The 16,338-nt window shown below is 61.5% G+C and carries 15 protein-coding genes; 9 read left to right on the forward strand and 6 right to left on the reverse strand.

The genetic code is table 11. The features are described from left to right. Positions 1–133 precede the first annotated feature (133 nt). The 9 genes from ABK249_RS15655 (at position 134) to msrA (ending at position 9,836) form a co-directional block, all read left to right on the forward strand. Positions 134–1,858, forward strand: coding sequence for an SMP-30/gluconolactonase/LRE family protein (locus ABK249_RS15655; RefSeq protein ID WP_348863260.1), 1,725 nt, complete (start codon positions 134–136; stop codon positions 1,856–1,858). A gap of 38 nt (positions 1,859–1,896) precedes the next feature. Next, on the forward strand, positions 1,897–2,991 hold the full coding sequence (locus tag ABK249_RS15660; protein ID WP_227703157.1) for an ABC transporter ATP-binding protein: 1,095 nt from the start codon (positions 1,897–1,899) through the stop codon (positions 2,989–2,991). Continuing rightward, on the forward strand, positions 2,988–3,794 hold the full coding sequence (locus tag ABK249_RS15665; RefSeq protein ID WP_348863261.1) for an SDR family NAD(P)-dependent oxidoreductase: 807 nt from the start codon (positions 2,988–2,990) through the stop codon (positions 3,792–3,794). The genes ABK249_RS15660 and ABK249_RS15665 overlap by 4 nt, the downstream gene beginning before the upstream one ends. Before the next feature lie 85 nt (positions 3,795–3,879). After that, positions 3,880–5,151: an ABC transporter substrate-binding protein gene (locus ABK249_RS15670; RefSeq protein WP_348863262.1), complete on the forward strand. Its 1,272-nt coding sequence runs from the start codon at positions 3,880–3,882 to the stop codon at positions 5,149–5,151. Positions 5,152–5,356: 205 nt separating this feature from the next. After that, on the forward strand, positions 5,357–6,289 hold the full coding sequence (locus tag ABK249_RS15675) for a carbohydrate ABC transporter permease (RefSeq protein ID WP_348863263.1): 933 nt from the start codon (positions 5,357–5,359) through the stop codon (positions 6,287–6,289). A 1-nt stretch (position 6,290) separates the two neighbouring features. Then, entirely contained in the window at positions 6,291–7,127 is an 837-nt protein-coding gene (locus tag ABK249_RS15680; protein WP_348863264.1) for a carbohydrate ABC transporter permease, read from the forward strand. Continuing rightward, a complete protein-coding gene (locus ABK249_RS15685) occupies positions 7,124–8,035 on the forward strand; it encodes a dihydrodipicolinate synthase family protein (protein ID WP_227703153.1) in 912 nt (303 codons plus the stop codon). Before ABK249_RS15680 ends, ABK249_RS15685 begins: the two co-directional genes overlap by 4 nt. 9 nt (positions 8,036–8,044) lie before the next feature. Beyond that, positions 8,045–9,226: a mandelate racemase/muconate lactonizing enzyme family protein gene (locus ABK249_RS15690; protein ID WP_227703152.1), complete on the forward strand. Its 1,182-nt coding sequence runs from the start codon at positions 8,045–8,047 to the stop codon at positions 9,224–9,226. 85 nt (positions 9,227–9,311) lie between these two features. Beyond that, on the forward strand, positions 9,312–9,836 hold the full coding sequence (msrA, locus tag ABK249_RS15695; RefSeq protein ID WP_210053138.1) for a peptide-methionine (S)-S-oxide reductase MsrA: 525 nt from the start codon (positions 9,312–9,314) through the stop codon (positions 9,834–9,836). A 72-nt stretch (positions 9,837–9,908) separates the two neighbouring features. Here msrA and ABK249_RS15700 read toward each other — a convergent pair whose 3' ends face one another. The 6 genes from ABK249_RS15700 to ABK249_RS15725 all read right to left on the reverse strand — a co-directional run bounded on the left by ABK249_RS15700 (position 9,909) and on the right by ABK249_RS15725 (position 16,338). Further along, entirely contained in the window at positions 9,909–11,342 is a 1,434-nt protein-coding gene (locus ABK249_RS15700) for an aldehyde dehydrogenase family protein (RefSeq protein WP_348863265.1), read from the reverse strand. Positions 11,343–11,409: 67 nt separating this feature from the next. Next, positions 11,410–12,690 carry a TRAP transporter large permease gene (locus ABK249_RS15705; protein ID WP_037147746.1) on the reverse strand — a complete coding sequence of 427 codons (1,281 nt, stop codon included), beginning with the start codon at positions 12,688–12,690 and terminating at the stop codon, positions 11,410–11,412. Beyond that, on the reverse strand, positions 12,690–13,211 hold the full coding sequence (locus ABK249_RS15710; protein WP_227703149.1) for a TRAP transporter small permease: 522 nt from the start codon (positions 13,209–13,211) through the stop codon (positions 12,690–12,692). Before ABK249_RS15710 ends, ABK249_RS15705 begins: the two co-directional genes overlap by 1 nt. Positions 13,212–13,297: 86 nt before the next feature. Continuing rightward, positions 13,298–14,272, reverse strand: coding sequence for a TRAP transporter substrate-binding protein (locus tag ABK249_RS15715; protein ID WP_348863266.1), 975 nt, complete (start codon positions 14,270–14,272; stop codon positions 13,298–13,300). 54 nt (positions 14,273–14,326) lie between these two features. Continuing rightward, positions 14,327–15,202: an amidohydrolase family protein gene (locus ABK249_RS15720; RefSeq protein WP_348863267.1), complete on the reverse strand. Its 876-nt coding sequence runs from the start codon at positions 15,200–15,202 to the stop codon at positions 14,327–14,329. Then, positions 15,202–16,338, reverse strand: a complete 1,137-nt coding sequence (locus ABK249_RS15725; RefSeq protein WP_348863268.1) for a mandelate racemase/muconate lactonizing enzyme family protein — start codon at positions 16,336–16,338, stop codon at positions 15,202–15,204. Before ABK249_RS15725 ends, ABK249_RS15720 begins: the two co-directional genes overlap by 1 nt.

The raw sequence follows: 16,338 nt of genomic DNA on the forward strand, positions 1-16,338 counted from the left end.
CCGTCCGGGCCTCTTCAGCGGCCGCTTCAGTTTCGTTATTGACATGGAACTTAGTTCCAAGATAACTCTCTTGGCAAGAGCGAGGCGGCATGCTGTGCGTACAGGCGAGAGACGGCGCCGCTTGGGAGAGGACATGGCCAAGGTACAATTGGAGACGATCGAGAAGGATGTTGCGAACGATGCGCAGGGCATACCTGGCGTCCAGGCGTTGACGCGTGGCATCCAGATCGTCGATGCGGTGGCGGCTGAAACCCGGGGGCTGCGCTTCACCGAACTGCTCGACCAGACCCAGTTGCCGAAGGGCACTCTGCACCGGCTGCTTCAGGCGCTTGTCGATGAGCGGCTGCTCGCTTTCGATGCGCGCGACCAGGTCTACAGATTGGCCCCGCGGCTCTTTCAGTGGGCGCATAAGGTCTGGGACAATTTCGATCTGCGCGGCGCGGCCGAACCGGAGCTGGCGCGGCTTCGCGATCTTACCGGTGAGGCGATCCGCCTCGGGGTGCTGGATGGCGATAGCATTCTTTATATCGACCAGCGGGAGGTGCCGCAGCCGCTCCGCCTCAACAACGGCGTCGGTTCGCGTGCCGCGCCTCATGCGAGCGGCCTCGGCAAGGCGATCCTGGCGCATTTGTCGCTTGAAAAGCGCCGGGCGCTGCTCGACGGTATTGAGCTCGAACGCTTGACGCCGAACACGATCGTCAATCCGGAGGAACTCAGCCGACAGCTCGACCTCACCAAGGCGCGCGGCTACGCGGTTTCGGTGGACGAGCAGCATATCGGCATTTCCTCGGTCGCGGCTCCTGTCCTCAACCATCGCGGTGAGCCGATCGGCGCGATCGGCATCATCGGGCCATCGTTCCGCCTTCCCGTCGACCGACTGCACGCTTTCGGCCGCGACGTCATCGAGGCAGCACGCCGCACCTCCGGCAATTTTGGAGAATTCCCCATGTCGCTTGCGGTCAAGCCGCGCCCTCTCGGTCCCGATCGCGCCGATGTGCGCTGCGTCATTCCGGCAAGCACGTTCCTCGGCGAGGGTCCGCATTGGTCGCCGGAGCACAAGAAGCTCTATTTCGTCGATATCCTGGCGCCTGCGATCCATATCGGCGATCCGGCTAAAGGCACTTATACCTCCATGCAGGTGCCGGAACTGATCGGCTTCGTGATCCCTCGCGCGCGCGGCGGCTTCGTTGCCGCCATGCATGGCGAGATCCGCGGTATCGATCTTGCAACCGGCGATATCACGACGATCTCGCGGCCTGAATCCGACCGCCCCGGCAATCGCTTCAACGACGGCAAATGCGATCGTCGCGGCAGGCTATGGGCCGGTACGCTGGCGATCGACACGACGCCGGACCAGGGGCGGCTCTGGAGGATCGACCCGGACGGTCGGTCACGGGAGATGGATCGCGGTTTCCACGTCTCGAACGGCCTTGGCTGGAGCCCGGACGACCGTACCTTCTACTTCACCGATACCAACCGGCAGACGGTCTATGCCTATGATTTCGATATCGAAAGCGGGGAGATCGCCAACCGCCGGACCTTTGTTACGGTGCCGGAGGCCGAGGGCAAGCCGGACGGCATGACGGTCGATGCGGAAGGTTTCGTCTGGATCGCCCATTGGGACGGGTGGTGCGTCACCCGCTACGATCCCGAGGGCAAGGTGGAGCGGGTCGTCAATCTGCCCGTGCCGCGCCCGACGAGCTGCGTTTTCGGCGGACCGGACATGCAGACCCTGTTCGTCACCTCGGCGCGCATCCGGCTTTCGGCCGCACAACTCGCGGAAGCGCCGCTTTCCGGCAGCGTGTTTGCCATCGATACCGGCATCAAGGGCCAGCCCGCGCAGATGTTTGCAGGCTGAACAGGACGACATGGGAAGAGATTGGGAAAGAGGAACCCATGGCCAAGCTTGAATTGAAGAATATCCGCAAATCCTTCGGTTCGGCAGAGGTGCTGAAGGGCATCGACCTGACCGTCGAAGACGGCGAATTCGTCGCCTTCGTTGGCCCATCCGGCTGTGGAAAATCGACGCTTTTGCGTCTCATCTGCGGCCTTGACGAGATCACGTCCGGCCAGATGGCGATCGACGGCGAGTTGGTAAACGATGTGCCGCCAGCCAAGCGCGGCATCGCCATGGTTTTCCAATCCTATGCGCTTTATCCGCACATGACGGTGGCGGAGAATATGGGGTATGCGCTGCGGCTTGCCGGCATTTCGAAAGAGGAGATTGCCGCCCGCGTCGCCAAGGCGGCTCAAAAGCTGCGTATCGACCCTTATCTGGAGCGCAAGCCACGCCAGCTTTCCGGCGGTCAGCGCCAGCGCGTCGCGATCGGCCGCGCGATCGTACGCGAGCCGCGCATCTTCCTGTTCGACGAGCCGCTGTCGAACCTCGATGCGGCGCTGCGCGTCGAGATGCGCATCGAGATCGCCCGGATGAAGGAAACCCTCGGCACGACCATGGTCTACGTCACCCATGACCAGATCGAGGCGATGACGCTCGCCGACAAGATCGTCGTTCTGAATGCGGGACGTGTCGAGCAGATCGGTTCACCGCTTAACCTCTACAACAAACCGGTCAATCGCTTCGTGGCGGGCTTCATCGGCAGTCCGAAGATGAATTTTCTGAAACTCGAAGCCAGAAAAGCCGAGGGCATCTTCAGCGTGCCCGGGGGCGACGTGCGTTTGCCGCGCAATCTCAATGCTGCGCCCACCGAAATCGGCATCCGGCCGGAGCATGTGGAACTCGTGAGCCGCGGTGCACCGGATTCGCTGGCCGGCACGGTCACCATCACCGAACATCTCGGCAGCGATACCTACGCCTATGTGGCGCTGGAAGGTTCGGAAGAGATGGTCGTGGTGCGGCTTTCCGGCGACCGGGCCGTCAACCGCAACGAGCCGATCGGCGTTCATGTCGATCCGGCGATGATCCATGTCTTTTCCGCCGATGGCCTGTCGCTTGCGTCCGCGCGTCCCGTCGCCCTGGAGGCCGCATGACCATCCACCCCGAACTCATCGAAAAGGTTCATGTCGAGGTCGCGACCTATCCGAGCCTCAGGGGCAAGGGCGTGCTGATCACCGGCGGCGGCTCGGGCATCGGCGCCTCTCTGGTCGAGCATTTCTGCGCCCAGGGCTGCAAGGTCGGCTTCCTCGAACTGAACGCCGATGTTGCGGCCGAGACGGCGGAAAAGATCGGCGGGAAGACCGGCAATGAACCGCTCTATCGTGCGGCGGATCTGCGCGACATCGATGCGCTGAAAGCGGGCGTCGAAGCGCTGCGGTCCGGGATCGGGCCGATCCGGGCTCTCATCAACAATGCCGGCAATGACGACCGCAGGCCGCTGGAAGAGGTGACGCCGGAATATTGGGATGAGCGATTCCAGACCAATCTACGCCATCAGTTTTTTGCGGCGCAGGCCGTCGTGCCTGAGATGGCGGAAACCGGGGGCGGGTCGATCATCAACATGGGCTCGATCTCCTGGATGCGCGGTGCAGCAGGTCTGATCTTCTACACGACGGCCAAATCCGCCGTCATGGGCATGACCAAATCGCTCGCCCGCGAGCTCGGCACCCGCAACATCCGCGTCAATTCAATCGCGCCCGGCTGGGTGCTGACCGAGCGCCAGGTGGAGCGCGCCAAGCGTGTCTATCAGGGTAAGTTTTCCGAATATCTCGAGGTCCAGTGCCTCAAGGAGCATCTGCTGCCGCCGGATATTGCCCGTATGGCGCTCTTTCTGGCGGCGGACGATTCCCGCCTCATCACAGGGCAGACATTCATTGTGGACGGGGGCGTCGTATAGGGGAGCCAAGCGGTTGCCGGCGCTCGACGCTTGACCTTTTTTGGGTTGAAACAGAGTTCCATCATCGTTTTATTGGGAGGATCTGATGAACAGCATAACCAGACTGATCGGTACCGCGGCGATCGCGCTTGCGCTCGGTACCGGTGCCGTCAAGGCAGCCGATTTGAGCTTCATGAGCTTTACCTATGCGGAGGAGGCCAACAAGGCGATCGTGCAGGGCGTCCTGGATGATTTCCAGAAGACGGACAAGCTGACGGTCGAGCCGCTCGGCTTCACCTGGGGCGACATGCAGAAGAACATCTTTTTGCGCGCCCGCTCCAAGACGTTACCCGATATCGCCCAGCTCTCCGAACGTTGGCTGCCGACCTTCGCGAGCCTCGACAATCTGGTCGACCTGAACACTGTCTACGGCAAGGACAAGCTCGAAGCCGCCTTCGCTCCGGATGCGCTCGCCATGGGCAATATCAACGGCAAGCAGTTGGCAGTGCCGCTTCTGTCCGGTTCGATCGGCATGGTCGCCAACAAGGAAGTGCTCGCCAAAGCCGGCATCAACGAAGCGCCGAAGACCATCGACGACTTCAAAAAGGCGCTCGTTGCGGTGCGAGACAAGGTGCCGAACTCGGTCCCCTACACGATGGCGACCAAGAACAATGGTTCGATCCTGATCGACTTCATGGTCTGGAACTGGGTCCACGGTGGCCGCATTATCGATGACGCCGGCAAGGTCGTGGTCGACAGCCAGCAGGGCCGCGACGCGCTGAACTTCATGGTCAGCCTGATGAAGGATCGCCTGGCCGCTCCGGAAATCGATCGCCCGGATTCTCGCCGCCTGATGGCGCAGGGCGCCTCCGCCTTCTATCTCGACGCGCCGCAGACCCGCACCTTCCTTCGCGACTTCTCCGGTAAAGGGGAAGCATTCGACGCCAATGTCCTGCCTATGCCGACGCCGGTTCTGAAGGCGGGCGACAAGCCGGTGTCTGTTCAATGGGGCCATCTCCTGGTGCAGTTCGCGGCCGGCGGCAAAGGCAAGGCGGATGATCCGGCCGACAAGTTCCTGACGTACCTCCTTTCGGACAAGGTGCAGACGGACCTTCCGCTGAAGATGAGCGCGCTGCCGGTCACCAAGTCCGCACGCGAGGCGGTTGCCAGTGACGCCTATCTCAAGAACTGGTCGGCGGCGACGGGGGATGCCCGCCGCAACGAGGTCGGCATCTGGTCGAATGCGGCGGAGCTTACGCAGATCATCGGAGAGGAAGTGCAGGGCGCGCTGCTTGGCCAGAAGTCCATAGACGATGCTGTCAAGTCGATGCAGGCGCGTCTGACCACCAGCATGGAAAAGGCCAAGAAGTCGGAATAGTTGCCCGGGGTTTGCCCCTCACCCTAACCCTCTCCGCGACTACGGGGAGAGGGGACGTGCTCCGAGCGGCGCTGGAGAACGATGGAAACAATGCGGCATATGTCCTTCTCCCCGCGAGCGGGGAGAAGGTGGCGGCCGCCGGATGAGGGGCGCTTCATGCGCAACCCGCTGGCAGCCAGATACAAGACCAACAGGAAATGACCTCATGGCCGTGATCGAAAACAATCTCGAAGCCTATCCGGTCTCACCGCATGCGAACCGGGGAGGCTTGAAAGCCGGGCAGAGCCGGATGGGTCTCCTTTTGCTCCTGCCGGCGGCGATGGCCTTCTCGGTGGTCATCCTCTATCCGTTCCTTTCCGCGCTCGGCCTGTCGCTCTTCGAATTCACCGTCGAGATGATGGAGCCACGCTATATCGGCTTCGAGAACTTCGCGAAAATCGCGAGCGATCCGGACGTATGGGCGGCCTTCTGGACGACGGCGATCTACGTGACGCTGACGACGCTCGGCACGCTGGTTGCCGGACTCGGCTGGGCGCTGATCATGAACCAGCCCTTTGCCGGCCGTAGCGTGTTGCGGTCGCTGTCGCTGTTACCCTGGGTTCTGCCCTCGACGGTCAGCGCCTTCGTCTGGGGCTGGATTTTCAACGCACGCTACGGTGTGCTGAACGCCTTCCTGATGGAACTCGGCCTCATCGATTTCCCGCAGGCCTGGCTCTCAACGCCGCAAGGCGCCATGCTCGCGGTGGTTCTGACCAAGGTCTGGCTCTCCATCCCCCTCTTCATGTCCTTCTTCCTCGCCGGGCTGCAGAATCTCGACAAGGAGCAGATCGATGCGGCCAGGGTCGACGGCGCCGGAAACTTTGCAGTTCTGCGCGACCATATCCTGCCGCATCTGCGCCCGGTGCTGATCATCGTCGTGGTGCTCGGGGTGATCGGCAATCTGCAGCAGTTCGACACCGTCTACGCGCTGACCGGCGGCGGTCCTGTGCGTGCGACGACGGTGCTTTCCGTCGAGGTCTATCGCCGGGCCTTCGAGCAATGGGACATCGGTTATGCCTCCGCCGTCGGCGTGCTCTGGGTCGCTTCTCTGCTGCCGCCGGCCTTCCTCTATCTGCGCATGCTTGTGAAGGGAAACTGATATGTTCGACCTCTCCTCACGCTCCGCAAAGATCGTCTTCTTCGCTGCTCTCGCAGTGATCGGCTTCTTCCTGTTTTTCCCGCTCTATTGGCTGGTGATCTCGTCGCTGAAGGCGAATGCCGAACTCTATCAGGTCGTGCCGACGCCGTTCCCGACTGTGCCAAGTCTCGAACATTTCATCCGGGCGCTGACTGCCGGCAAGCTGCCGATGTACCTGATGAACAGCCTGATCACCTCGACCTGCAGCGCCGCGCTGGTCACGCTGCTGTCGCTCTATGCCGGGTTCAGCTTTGCCAAATACCGCTATATTGGCCGGCAGCCGGTGATGCTGTTCATGCTGTCGGCGCAGATGTTTCCCTTCGGTCTGCTGCTGATCTCCATCTATCCGCTGATGAGCGAACTGAACCTGCTTGATACGCGACCGGGGCTGATCCTGAGCTACATCGTCTTTGCGCTGCCGGTCTCGACCTATATGCTCTACAGCTATTTCTCCCAGGTGCCGGACGAGCTGATCGACGCCGCTCGGGCCGATGGGGCAAGCGATCTCCGTATCTTCCACACGATCGTCATTCCGATCTCGATCCCGCCGATCGTTACCGTTTTCCTCTATTCCTTCATGTGGTCCTGGAACGACCTTCTCTATTCGATGACGCTGATCGTCTCCGAGGACAAGCGCACGATCGGGCCGGGCCTGCTTCTCACCTATCTCAACGAGGTCAATTCCGACTGGGGCGGCGCTATGGCGGCATCGCTGATCGCGTCCGCACCCATCGTTGCGGCCTTCATGTTCCTCCAACGTTACTTCATTCAAGGCGTCACCGCCGGAGCAGTCAAATGACCAAACCTTTAGCCGGAGCTTTCCCCGTTCTTCCCACGTTATTCCGCGATGACGGTTCGATCGATGAACAGGACTTTCGGTCGATCATCGACTTCGCGCTCGAAAGCGATGTCGACGGCGTCGTTTATCCGGGTGTTGCGAGCGAGGTGGATACGCTGACGCCCGAGGAACGCAAGCGGCAGGTAGAACTGCTGGCGGAACGGATCGGCGGGCGTGTTCCGATCATCATCGGTGCCAGCGATCCGGATCCGAAGGCGGCGGCTAAGCACGTGGCGCAGGCGGCCGAGATCGGGGCAGCGGCAGCCATGGTTATGGCGCCGTTGTCGCTCGGCAACGATATTGCGGCACAGACGGCCTATTTCAGAGAGGTGGCGGCCAATGCCGGCGTGCCGATCATGCTGCAGAACCAGCCGAAGCCGATCGGGGCGGGACTGACGCCGGAAGAGGTGGCGGCGATCGCCAACGCCGTGCCGGAAATCCGCTACGTGAAGGAAGAGACCGCCCCCTGCGGCCAGCATCTCACCCGCATCAAGGCGGCCGCCAACGGTTCGCTGGATGCGATCTTCGGCGGGGCCGGCGGGCGCTACATTACCGACGAACTGGCGCGCGGTGCTGCCGGCACCATGCCGGCCGCCGAGCTTGCCGATATCCATGCCCAGATGATCCATGCCTGGCAGAAGGGCGATGTCGCGACCACGCGAAAACTCTACAACGTCTCGCTGCCGCTCCTGAACTTCCAGGCGATTTTTCGCATGCGCATGACCAAGGAAGTGCTGCGGCGCCGTGGTGTCATCAAGCACACGTTCGTGCGCGGCAAGGGGCCGAAATTCGACGAGGGCGACGCCAAGGAACTGGCGCTGCTTCTGGCCGAGGCCGATCTGCCCTATACCAATCATAAACCGAACTGAGCCGGGACCATGCCGAAAAACGTCGTCGATGCGATCGTCTCGGTGGAGACTTTCATCATCTCCATTCCGCGCGAAGTGCCCTATCTCGGACCGCTGAAGGAAGGCGAGGCGATCAACGAGCGTGGCTATCTGATCCGCAAGGGCAACCGCACCATTTATCCCTCGACCGATATGACGCTGCTCATTAAGGTGATCGGCGAAAGCGGCAAGATCGGTTGGGGCGAGTGTTACGGCATCGTGGCTCCCGAGGCGACCAAGGCGATCATCGACGACGTGCTCGGGCCGGTCATCATCGACCGTGATCCGGGCGATGCGGCGGTCATCCACGAAGATCTCTACGACCTGATGCGGGTGCGTGGCTTCTTCGGCGGTTACTATCTCGATGCGCTGGCGGGCGTCGACATTGCACTCTGGGATCTCGCGGGCAAGAATCTCGGTGTGCCGGTCTCGACGCTGCTCGGAGGACGGCGGCATGACGCGATACGCGCCTATGTCTCCGGCCTTCCGAAGGCGACGCTGAAGGAGCGTTGCGATCTTGCTGCCTATTGGGTCGGCAAGGGCTACAAGGGCATCAAGTTCGCGGCGGTGGTTTCCGAAGAGGATATCGTCAAGGAGATGGCGGCGTTGCGCGAGGCCGTCGGCCCGGATATCGACCTGATGGTCGACCTGCACTGGAAGTTCGAGGCGGGCGAGGCGATCCGCATCATCCGCCGTCTGGAGCCCTATAATCTCTATTTCGCGGAAGCGCCGGTGCAGCCGGAAAATCTCGAAGGCCAGGCGCGGGTTGCGGCCGGCATCGGCGTGCCGCTGGCACTCGGCGAGGAGCTGCGGACCACTTACGAATACCGGCCGCGCTTCGAGGCGCGTGCCATGAGCATCGTGCAACCGGAAATGGGCCATACGGGCATCACGGAATTCATCCGCATCGGCCAGATGGCGCAGGCTTTTCACATGAACATCATGCCGCATGCTTCGATCAGCGTCGGCATCTTCATGGCGGCCAGCTTGCAGGCCGCGTCGGCGCTGCAGAGCGTGCCCTATCACGAGTACCAGCACTCGATCTTCGACCGGAACCTCACCTATACGAGAGGCGACATGGCGTCAGGCGAGGGCACCTATGTCGTGCCAACCGGCGTCGGCCTCGGCGTCGAGCCGAAGGAAGAAGTGTTCGAGTTCGCCATCCGGCGGTGACTGCCTCCCCACTGGCAAGACGACATTGAATTTCCGCCTGTGGAGCGCCATTTTAGGGGCAAATCCCAAACCGAAGGAGGAAAGCATGACGACGACTACCGAACGGGCCGTCCTGGCAGGCGGTTGTTTCTGGGGCATGCAGGACCTGATCCGACGTATGCCGGGCGTGATCTCGACGCGCGTCGGTTATAGCGGCGGCGACGTGCAGAACGCGACCTACCGCAATCACGGCACCCATGCCGAGGCGATCGAGATCATCTTCGATCCGGCCAAGACGAGCTATCGCGATCTCCTGGAGTTCTTCTTCCAGATCCACGATCCGACTACCAGGAACCGCCAGGGCAATGACATCGGAACGAGCTATCGTTCGGCAATCTTCTATGTCAGTGATGAACAGAAGCGTATCGCAGAAGACACGATCGCCGATGTGAACGCCTCCGGTCTGTGGCCGGGCAAGGTGGTGACGGAAGTAGAGCCGGTCGGCGATTTCTGGGAGGCGGAACCGGAGCATCAGGACTATCTGGAGCGCTATCCCAACGGCTATACCTGCCATTTCCCGCGCCCGAACTGGAAGCTGCCGAAGCGCTCCAGTGTCGCTGCCGCTGAATAGCCGGTCATATCCGAACAAGAAAAGGCGCTGCCGTTTCGCGACGGCAGCGCCTTTTTGTTTGAGCCGATCCTATCAGGCGAGCGTGTATGCAGTCTTCACGACGGTGAAGAACTCGGCCGCATATTTGCCCTGCTCGCGCGGACCGAAGGAGGAAGCCTTGCGGCCGCCGAACGGCACGTGGAAATCGACACCGGCCGTCGGCAGGTTGACCATCACCATGCCGGCTTCCGAGTTGCGCTTGAAATGGGTGGCGTATTTCAGGCTCGTCGTAGCGATGCCGGCCGAGAGGCCGAACGGCGTGTCGTTGGCGACGGCCAAGGCTTCCTCATAGTTTTTCACTCGGATGACCGATGCGACCGGTCCAAAAATCTCCTCGCGCGAGATACGCATCTGATTGGTGGCCTCGGTAAAGAGGGTCGGCTGTAGATAGAAGCCGGGCGTGTCGCGCTTGATGACCTCGCCGCCATAGGCGAGCCTGGCGCCTTCCTGCTTGCCGATCTCGATGTAGTCGGTGTCCTGCTTCAACTGCTTGTCGTCGACGACCGGGCCGATATGGGTGCCGGCTTTCAGCGCGTTGTCGACGTTCAGCGTCTTCAGTTTTTCCGTCAGAGCCGCCACGAACTTGTCGTGGATACCTTCCGTCACGATGAGACGCGAGGAGGCGGTGCAGCGCTGGCCGGTTGAGAAGAAGCCGGAATTGGCGGCGGCTTCGACGGCGACGTTCAAATCGGCGTCATCGAGAATGACCATCGGGTTCTTGCCGCCCATTTCGAGCTGGAACTTGCGGTTATGTTCGATCGAGGCCATGGCGACACGCTTGCCCGTGCCGGTCGAGCCGGTAAAGGTGATGCCGGCGAGGTCCGGGCTGTCGAGCATTGCCTGCCCGACGACCGAGCCGCGGCCCATGACCAGGTTGAGCACACCCTTCGGCAGGCCGGCGCGGTGCAGGATGTCGACGATCGCCCAGGCGCAGCCGGGCACGAGATCGGCCGGCTTGAAGACGACGGTGTTGCCGTAGCAGAGCGCCGGCGCGATCTTCCAGGCCGGAATGGCGATCGGAAAGTTCCACGGCGTGATGATGCCGATGACGCCGAGCGGTTCGCGGGTGATCTCGACGCCGATGTTCGGGCGGGCGGACGGCACCACTTCGCCGGTCAGGCGGAGCGTTTCGCCGGCGAAGAAATCGAAGATCTGGGCGGCGCGGGTGACTTCGCCGATCGCTTCGGGAAGGATCTTGCCTTCCTCGCGGGCGAGAAGTGCGCCGAGCTCTTCCTTGCGGGCGAGGATTTCGTCGGAGGCCTTTCTGAGGATCGCGTGGCGCTCGAGAATGCCGGAGCGCGACCAGGCCGGGAAAGCAGCCTTGGCGGCGGCGATCGCTTGTTTCGCGTCTTCCGCGCTGCCCTGGGCATACATGCCCACCACGTCATTGGTGTCCGACGGGCTGATGTTCTTCGATGCCTCGGAGCCGACCCATTCGCCGGCGATCAAGTTCTGGTAGATGGTCATGGACCTCTCCTTTCATGTGAAAGGCCCCGCCTGGGGCGGGACCGGCAGGAAATGATATGCTTCGCGCTTATCTGAACAGGCTCGGCAGCCAGAGCGAAAGAGCCGGGATGTAAGTCACCGCCATCAGTACAGCGATGCTGGCGCCGAAGAAAGGCCAGATCGTTCGCATTGCTTCACGGATCGTAATGCCGCCGACAGCGCAGCCGACGAACAGCACCGTTCCGACAGGCGGCGTATTCAAACCGATGCCGGCATTCAGGATCATGACGACGCCGAAATGCACCGGGTCCACGCCGAACGCCTTGACGACCGGCAGCAGGACAGGTGTCGAGATGATGACCAGCGGCGCCATATCCATGAAGGTGCCGAGAATCAGAAGCGCGATGTTGATGACGAGAAGCACGATGATGGGATTGTCCGATATGGCGCGGATCGTGCCGATCATCAGCGTCTGCACCTGCAGGAAGGCCATCAGCCAGGCGAAAGAGGCGGCGGTACCGATAACGAGCAGGACCATGGCAGTGGTGCGCACTGCGCCCATCACCGCTTCGATGAATCCTGCCCAATCGAGCTCCCGGTAGACAAGCATGGCGACGAGAAAGGCGTAAAGGACCGCAATGCAGGAACTTTCCGTCGCCGTGAAAACGCCGGAGCGGACTCCTCCGAAAATGATGCCGATCAGGAGGATTCCGGGAAAGGACGCGAGGAGATAGTAGCCCAGACGCGCGATACCCGGAAAGGGTTCGGATGGATACCCCTTGCGGCGTGCCACGATATAGGCGGTCACCATCAGCGCGGCCGCAAGCAGCAGGCCCGGTACAATTCCGGCCGTGAAGAGATCGGCAACAGAAACATTGCCGCCCGCTGCGATGGAATAAAGGATCATGTTGTGGGATGGCGGGATCATCAGCGCGATAATCGCGGCATTTACCGTCACGTTTACCGCGTAATCCCTGTCATAGCCGCGTGCTGCCATCTGCGGAACCATCAGTCCGCCGACGGCGGAAGCATCCGCGACGGCAGAGCCGGAGATCCCGCCGAACAGCGTCGAGGCGACGATGTTGACCTGGCCCAGGCCTCCTCGAAGGTGGCCGACGAGGCCCGCCGCAAAGCGGATGAGCCGGTTGGCGATGCCACCGCGCACCATCAGGTCGCCGGCGAAGATGAAGAACGGGATCGCCATCATCGCAAAGACATTCATGCCGGAATTCAGCTGCTGAAAGACGACGATCGGCGGCAGACCCAGGTAGAGCACGGTTGCGAACGAAGCGATGCCGAGGCAAAAGGCGATCGGCATGCCGATCAGCATGAGGGCCGTGAAGGACCCGAAAAGAATAGCATAGGCCATCACACGGCCTCCTGAACAACGATATCAGCCGGGATTTCTTCGCCGATTGCGACGTCGACGAAACGTTCGAGGGAAAAGAGGGCGATCATCGCGCCGCCGACGATCATGGGGAAGAAATCGGTGCCACCCGGCCAGCCGAGAACCGGAATCGTGGCGGACCAGGTGCCGATTGCAAGCAGCGCCGAATAATAGGTCATGCCAATGCCAAACAACACGATCAGGCCGAGGCTTATGAGGTCCATGGCCTTCTGAATCGCCGGCGGCATGGCATAGCGCACGATATCGAGCCCAAGGTGCACGCTTTCCCGCACACCGACAGCGGCACCCAGCATAATGAACCACGACATGAGGTAGAGCGAGAGCGGTTCAGACCAACTTGGCGAGTCGTTCAGGACGTAGCGGCCAAAGACCTGCCAACCGACGATGAGAGTCATTGCGACGATGCCGAGACCGGCGATGTAAAGCGATAAACGGCTGAGCACGCCCAGAACGGGTCGGATAGTCAGCATGAAATTCCTCATGGTCCTTCCTCCTTGCCAGCTGTCCGCTGACCGCCGGCATGCAAAAAGGCCGGCCCTCATGTTGAGAGCCGGCCTTCAGTTCTGGATTACTTCACGTCCTGGATGCGCTGCAGAAGATCCTTCATTTTCGGATCTGTCACGAAGCGGTCGTAGACCGGCTTCATTGCCGCGGCGAACTCGTCCTTGTTCACCTTGATGACATTTGCGCCACCGGCGCGGACCTTTTCTTCGGACGACTTTTCGCGGGCCGTCCACAATTCACGCATCTTGCCGACCGAATCCTTGGCGGCCTGGCGGACAATCTGCTGATCTTCCGGCGAAAGCTTGTCCCAGGAGAGCTTCGAGATGACTAGGATTTCCGGGTTCAGCGAATGCTCGGTCAGTGTGTAATTCTTGGCCACCTCGTAGTGACGCGCCGATTCATAAGACGGCCAGTTATTTTCAGCGCCGTCGACAACTCCGGTTTCCAGAGAGGAATAGACTTCGCCCATCGGCATCGGGGTCGGGTTGGCGCCGAAAGCCTCCATCATGGCAATCCAGAGATCGGACTGCTGGACGCGGATCTTCATGCCCTTGAGATCGGCAAGCTTCTCGATCGGCCTCTTGGTCGTGTAGAACGAACGCGCCCCGGAGTCGTAATAGGCAAGACCGATCAGGCCATGCGGCTCGAAAGCCTTGAGGATTTCGTCGCCGATCGGGCCGTCCACGACATTGTGCATATGCTCGGTGGAGCGGAACAGGAAAGGAAGACCGAGGACGGTCGTTTCCGGTACGAGGTTGTTGAACGGCGCAGCATTGACGCGGTTCATGTCGATGACGCCGAAGCGGGTCTGTTCGATCGTATCCTTTTCCTGACCGAGGACGGCGTTGTTCATGACCTGGATCTGGATGCGGCCGTTGGTGCGTTGAGAAACCAACTCACCCATATATTTCACTGCATCCACGGTCGGATAGCCATCCGGATGGATATCGGCGGAGCGCAGCGTGATCTCCTGCGCATGGACGGTGGTCGCAGCCAGCGCAAGGCCAAACGCCAAGCCCAGCATTTTGGTGAGTTTCATGTCTTCCTCCTCTGATAAAAAGATTCCGAAGCGCTCTGCTCCGGTAAGGTCCGGCTATTCCGGCTTCCAGCCGGGAAGGCCGTAAAGCTCTTGCGGGTTTTCCACGAGGGCTCGATGGCGTGCCGCTTCGTCCGGAAGCCAGCCAAGCACCGTGTCGGTCAGTGCCGCGTCATCGGGGTAATCTGCCTGTTCGCGGGCAAGATTGTGCGGCCAGTTGGTGCCCCAGACGATGCGTTCCGGTGCGTATTTGGCGATTTCGCGAGCAACGGCTGCGACATCGGCATAATCCGGGCCGCCAGCCTTCGAAGATTCATAGACGCCGGCGAACTTGAACCAGCAGTTGCCGCCGTCGATCAGCCGCTTGACGGCGTCGATCTGCGGACTGTCGGGCGTTACGCCGGAGAAGAACTTGCCGTGATGGTCGAAGACCCAGCGGGATTTCAGTCTCCCGAGGCGCTCCTCATGATCGAGGATGTGGCTGCCGTCGAACTGGACCGCTATCATCCAATTCCGCGAGGTGGCCTTGGCATCGACCGCTTCGAGCTCGCTCAAATCTACGGCGCCACCCGGCAAATCCATGATGCGCGCGCCGACATTGCCGGCGGCAGAGAGGCGGTCGAGTTCCTCTTCCGACGTCGCGCTGTCGATGACGCAAACGCCGCGGGCGATCGAACCGAATTCTGCAAGGCAGGCGTTGAGATTGGAATTATCGCGCTGCTGGGCATTGCCCTGGGTGACAATGACCCGCTCGATACCGAGCCAGCGCATCAGTTCGAGATATTGAGCAGGCGTCGGCAGTTCTCCCTCCGGAAGACCCGGGCCGCCGGGCAGGGAGGGAAAGCCCGGCAAATAGGCATGCATCTGTGTATCGACCGCGCCCTTCGGCAGCCTGGTCTTGGGAGGATTGCCGGAAAGGGGGCGGGCGAGCATCAGATGTCTCCCATGCGGAATTCTGCGAGCGCGTCGCGATTGATCTCGATCCCGAGGCCTGGGCCGTTCGGAATGTCGACCACGCCGCGCTCGTGTTCGATCGGCGTTTTGATCACCGCCTGACGGAATGGATTGTGGGTCCGGTCGAATTCGAGGATCGGTTCGATCGGGTTGACGCGAACCGGGCTCGGGATCATTGCCGCCATGAATTGCAGCGCGGCGGCGATATGGACGGCTGTACCCCAGACGTGCGGCACGACGCGAACGCCGTGGAGCGCTGCGAGATCGGCGACCCGCTTGGCCTCCGTAAAGCCACCAACGCCGGCGAGATCGGGCTGGAGGATGTCGACGGCACGGGTTTCCACCGGTTCGCGCATGCCCCAGCGGCTATGCCACGTTTCGCCGCCGGCAACCGGGATCGGCTGCCTGGCCCGGACTTCGCGATAGGCGGCGAGCTGTTCCGGCACGACAGGTTCTTCAAACCAGTCGATGCCATATTCAGCGGCCGCGTTGCCGAGCTTGATCGCCTCGACTGCGTCATAGCCGTGGTTGGCGTCGATCATCAGCCGCATGTCGGACCCGGCCGAATCGCGCACGGCATGGATGACGCGCAAGTCTTCCTCGACACCGAAGCCGATCTTGATCTTGGTGGCGTGAAAACCCTCATCCCGATAACGGGCGACGTCCGAGGCATTATCCTCCACACGGTCGACGCCGTCACGCTTGAAGCTGCCTGTCGCGTAAGCCCTGACGCTCTCGCGGAAACGACCGCCGAGCAGGATCGATACCGGCACGCCGAAATGCTTGCCCTTGATGTCCCAGAGCGCAATGTCGACGCCGGAAAGAGCGGTCACGGCTAGACCGCGCTGGCCCTGGTCGCGCAATGCATTGTAAAGCCGCGCCCAGATCTTCTCCGTTTCGAGCGGATTCTCGCCGATCAACCAGTTTGCGTAGGTCGCAACAATCGCGGCATTCGGCCGGGCAGGGCCTAAGCATTCGCCCCAGCCGACCGTGCCGTCGTCGCACTCGACTTCGACGAGCACATGCGCGCGGCGATCAAAGCGCATGGAGGCGCTCTCGAAGGCGACATCGAGCTTATGTTCGAGAAGATGAGTGCGAACCGACGCGATCTTCAT

The organism is Neorhizobium phenanthreniclasticum, from assembly GCF_040066075.1.
Taxonomy (GTDB): Bacteria; Pseudomonadota; Alphaproteobacteria; order Rhizobiales; family Rhizobiaceae; genus Neorhizobium; species Neorhizobium petrolearium.